The organism is Brevundimonas sp. (genome assembly GCF_036400995.1).
Taxonomy (GTDB): domain Bacteria; phylum Pseudomonadota; class Alphaproteobacteria; order Caulobacterales; family Caulobacteraceae; genus Brevundimonas.
On sequence record NZ_DASWWG010000020.1, the window covers coordinates 1 to 4,313 of the forward strand.

Sequence of the window (4,313 nt, forward strand, 5' to 3'; positions counted from 1 at the left end):
GGATAGCCCCAGATACGGGCGAAGCCGCAGACGAGGCTGGTCCCGTAGAGCGCCTTGAACTCGTCCAGCTCCGAGCCGTCGACGATGCGGGCGATGACCTCGCGCACATCGTAGGGAGCCCGGACGTCCTCGGGGATGACGCCGTACAGTTGGGCCGGGTCGTAGGCGGGGGCGCGGGGCTCGCGCACATCCAGAGCGACGTCCTTGACCGTGTTCAGATTGGCGACGATGGAGCGGACGATCTGAAGCGCGTGCTCGTCGTTCTCGGCGACATGGTCGACCACGCCGGACTTGCGGCCGTGGGTCTCGGCGCCGCCCAGTTCTTCGGCGCTGATGACCTCGCCCGTTGCGGCCTTCACCAGCGGGGGACCGGCCAGGAAGATGGTGCCCTGGTTCCTGACGATCACCGTCTCGTCCGACATGGCCGGGACATAGGCGCCGCCGGCGGTGCATGAGCCCATGACGCAGGCGATCTGGGGGATCGACCTGGCCGACATGCGGGCCTGGTTGAAGAAGATGCGGCCGAAATGGTCGCGGTCCGGGAAGACCTCGGCCTGGTGGGGCAGGTTGGCCCCGCCGGAATCGACCAGATAGACGCAGGGCAGGTTGTTCTGCTCGGCGATCTCCTGGGCGCGCAGGTGCTTCTTCACCGTCATGGGGAAGTAGGCGCCGCCCTTCACGGTCGGATCGTTGGCGACGATCATCACCTCGCGGCCCGAGACCCGGCCGACGCCGCAGATCATGCCCGCGCCGGGCGCCTCATCGTTGTACATGCCACCGGCGGCCAGCTGGCCGACCTCGAGGAAGGGGGAGCCGGGGTCCAGCAGGCGCTCGACGCGGTCCCGCGGCAGCAGCTTGCCGCGCGAGACGTGGCGGTCGCGGCTGGCGTCGGAGCCGCCGCGGGCGGCCTTGGCCACCTTGGCGTAGAGCTCGTCGCGCAGGGCGCGGTTATGGGCGTCCAGCGCCTTGAAGGCGGCGGACGAGGTGTCGATGGCGGACGTCAGCTTCGGCATGGGGGGAGGTTTAGGCGTTGCATCGCGCCCTTGTCCACCGGACCGCGCGGCGCCAGATCAGGGGCAGGGCGACGGTCGTCCCGAAGGAGCCTCCCATGAGCAAAATCGCCTTCATCGTTGGCAGCCTGCGCAAGGGCTCGCTGAACCGGCTGACCGCCGAGGCGCTGATCCGTTCGGCGCCCGAGGGACTGGAGGGGGTGATCGTCGAGATCGGCGACCTGCCGCTGTACAATCCCGATCTGGAAGAAGCCCCGCCCGCCGCCTGGACCCGGTTCCGCGACGAGATGCGCGGCGTCGCCGGGGTGGTCTTCGTGACGCCGGAATACAACCGCTCGGTCCCCGGCGCGCTGAAGAACGCCATCGATGTCGGTTCGCGCCCCTATGGCCACAGCATCTGGTCGGGCAAGCCGGCGGCCGTCGTCTCGGTCTCGCCCGGCGCCATCGGCGGGTTCGGGGCCAACCATCACCTGCGCCAGTCGCTGGTCTTCCTCGACATGCCGACCCTGCAGCAACCCGAGGCCTATATCGGCAATGCGGGCGACCTGTTCGACGAGACCGGGGAGGTGAAGGTGGAGGGGACGAAGGCGTTCCTGGGCACGATCATGGCGGCGTTCGGGAAGCTGGTGGGCAATGGCTGAGCCCAGCTCACCTCCCCATCGCCCCCTTCAAGGCGATGGGGAGGACAGATCGCGCCAGCGATCAGGAGGGGGCGGCGCAGGCGGTGAGTGAGTGGTCCGCCAACACTGGCGTTCGAGGCGTCTTCTGTTCTGACGGAGCCGCCCTCACCTGATCGACGCTGACGCGCCGATCTGTCCTCTCCATTCGCTTGAAGAGGCGAATGGAGAGGTGAGTGATCAGCTCCCCTTATACTAGGTCTCCCCAAACCCGGTTGACCCGGTCGCCGCCCCGTGGCCTGTGCCGCGTCCCATGATCGCCCTGAACGACAAGACCCGCGCCACCCTGAAGGAACTGCTGAATCTCGCCTGGCCGGTGGTGCTGGCGCGGATCGGCATCATGACCATGGGGCTGACCGACGCGATCGTGGTCGGTCACTATGCGTCGCGCGAGCTGGCCTATCACTCGCTGGCCTGGGCGCCGTCGTCGGTGGTGCTGACGACCGCCGTGGGCCTGATGATGGGGGTGCAGATCGTCACCGCCCGCCTGCGCGGCGAGGGCCGTCACGGCGAGATCGGCGCGGTGCTGCGCCGGGGCATGGTCTATGCGCTGCAGATCGGGATCGCGGCCATGCTGGCCCTGTCGATCCTCGGCCCGTGGGTCATGCAGAACGTCAGCTTCGAGGAAGGCCTGGGCGCCGGAGCGTCCGGCCCGCTGGTCATCTTCGCCCTGTCGATGCCCTTCTACCTGATCTCGGTGGCCGCCCAGTTCTTCCTGGAGGGCCTGTCCAAGCCCAAGCCCGGCATGTGGGCGATGTGGGTGGCCAACGGGGTGAACATCGGGCTGAACCTGCTGCTGGTGCCGGACCTGCTGAACATCGGGGTGCACGGCGCCGCGGCCTCGGCCTGGGCGACGTTCGGCGCGCGTTTCGCGCTGGCCGCCTTCCTGATCGTCTACATCCTGCGCCTGCCCGAGGCGAAGAGCTGGAACTTGTGGAAGCGGCCCGCCCGCGATCCGGAGACCGAGCGCGAACAGATCAAGGTCGGGGTGGGCGCCGGGGCGTCCAACTTCATCGAGGTCGGCGCCTTCGCCGCCATGACGGTGATCGCCGGCCTGCTGGGCACGAACGAGACCGCCAGCTGGGCCATCGTGATCAATATGTCGGCCATCGTCTTCATGCTGCCGATGGGGCTGTCGTCGGCGACGGCGGTGCTGGTCGGCCGGGCCTATGGGGCGCAGGACCGCGAGGGCGTGCTGCGCGCGGGCTTCGCCGGGATCGGCGTGGTGACGGTGCTGGCGCTGCTGGTGGCGCTGCTGATCTGGCCGACGGCGGGGCTGCTGGTGCGGGCCTATACGACCGACCCGGCGCTGGTCGCCATCGCCGGACCGGCGCTGGTGCTGGCCACCCTGTTCTTCGTCGCCGACGGGATTCAGGTCGTCGCCGCCCAGGCCAACCGCGCGGCGGGCGACGTCTGGTGGCCGACGATCATGCATTTCGTCTCGTACGGCGCGATCATGATGCCCATCGGCTGGGTGCTGGCCCACCGCATCGGCGTTGACGGTCTGGTCTGGGCCGTGATCATCGCCAGCCTGGTGTCGGGGACCCTGCTGACCGGGCGGTTCGTGCGGGTGGCGAGGCGGCTTCCGTAGGGTCGAGGGTGGAGGGGCGAGGGGCGAGGGTGTTGCGAAATGCCTCCGCACTCGCCACTAACCGATCACTCGACCCTCCTCCCTCGACCCTCGACCCCCGGAATCCATGTCCCGCATCCTCATCACCTCGGCGCTGCCCTACATCAACGGCATCAAGCATCTGGGGAATCTGGCGGGCTCGATGCTGCCGGCGGACGTTTTCGCGCGGTTCAAGCGGGCGCAGGGGCATGAGGTGCTCTACATCTGCGCCACCGACGAGCACGGCACCCCGGCCGAACTGGCCGCCGCCGCCGCCGGGCAGGACGTGCGCACCTATTGCGACGAGCAGCACGAAATCCAGAAGCGGGCCGGCGAGGCCTTCGGCCTGAGCTACGACTGGTTCGGCCGGTCGTCGAACGAGCCCAACCGCCGCCTGACCCAGCACTTTGCGAAGGTGCTGGAGGAGAAGGGGCTGATCGAGGAGCGGGTCGACCGGATGATCTATTCCGTCGACGACGCCCGCTTCCTGCCGGATCGTTACGTCGAGGGCACCTGTCCGCACTGCGGCCATGTCGGCGCGCGGGGCGACCAGTGCGACAACTGCGGTCGCCTGCTGGATCCGACCGACCTGATCGACCCCTATTCGTCGGTGTCGGGGTCGAAGAACCTCGAGGTGCGCGACACCCGCCACCTGTACCTGCTGCAGACCAAGGTCGAGCAGCCGATCCGCGACTGGATCGGCACCCGCGCCGACTGGCAGACCCTGGCCCGCTCGATCGCCTACAAGCATCTGGACGAGGGCCTGATCGACCGGGGGATTACCCGCGACCTGAAGTGGGGCGTGCCGGTGGTCGGCCCCGACGGCGGGCCGCGGCCCGGGCTGGAGGGCAAGGTCTTCTATGTCTGGTTCGACGCCCCCATCGAATACATCGGCGCCACCGAGGAGTGGGCCGAGGCGACGGGCCGGACCTGGCGCGACTGGTGGCGCACCGACGAGGGCGCCGACGACGTCCGCTACGTCCAGTTCATGGGCAAGGACAACGTCGCCTTCCACAC

Annotated in this window: 4 protein-coding genes; 3 read left to right on the forward strand and 1 reads right to left on the reverse strand. The window is 68.8% G+C overall.

Going from position 1 to position 4,313, the window contains the following annotated elements:
• Nucleotides 1-1,013 (reverse strand): acyl-CoA carboxylase subunit beta (locus VGE03_RS02980; protein WP_331044986.1); only part of this gene is annotated, 1,013 nt, incomplete at its 3' end.
• 95 nt (nucleotides 1,014-1,108) lie between these two features.
• Here VGE03_RS02980 and VGE03_RS02985 point away from each other — a divergent pair.
• The 3 genes from VGE03_RS02985 to VGE03_RS02995 form a co-directional block, all read left to right on the forward strand.
• The gene (locus tag VGE03_RS02985) at nucleotides 1,109-1,651 is read left to right on the forward strand and encodes an NAD(P)H-dependent oxidoreductase (protein WP_331044987.1); all 543 of its coding nucleotides are present in this window, start codon (nucleotides 1,109-1,111) and stop codon (nucleotides 1,649-1,651) included.
• Nucleotides 1,652-1,940: 289 nt separating this feature from the next.
• Nucleotides 1,941-3,278: an MATE family efflux transporter gene (locus VGE03_RS02990; protein WP_331044988.1), complete on the forward strand. Its 1,338-nt coding sequence runs from the start codon at nucleotides 1,941-1,943 to the stop codon at nucleotides 3,276-3,278.
• A gap of 106 nt (nucleotides 3,279-3,384) precedes the next feature.
• Nucleotides 3,385-4,313, forward strand: a 929-nt coding sequence (locus VGE03_RS02995; protein ID WP_331044989.1) for a methionine--tRNA ligase, incomplete at its 3' end; no start/stop codon positions are given.

What these genes read in the sequence shown, in the direction of transcription:
- VGE03_RS02985 (WP_331044987.1), top strand. Translation starts at nt 1,109, where the DNA reads ATGAGCAAAATCGCCTTCATCGTTGGCAGCCTGCGCAAGGGCTCGCTG.
- VGE03_RS02990 (WP_331044988.1), top strand. Translation starts at nt 1,941, where the DNA reads ATGATCGCCCTGAACGACAAGACCCGCGCCACCCTGAAGGAACTGCTG.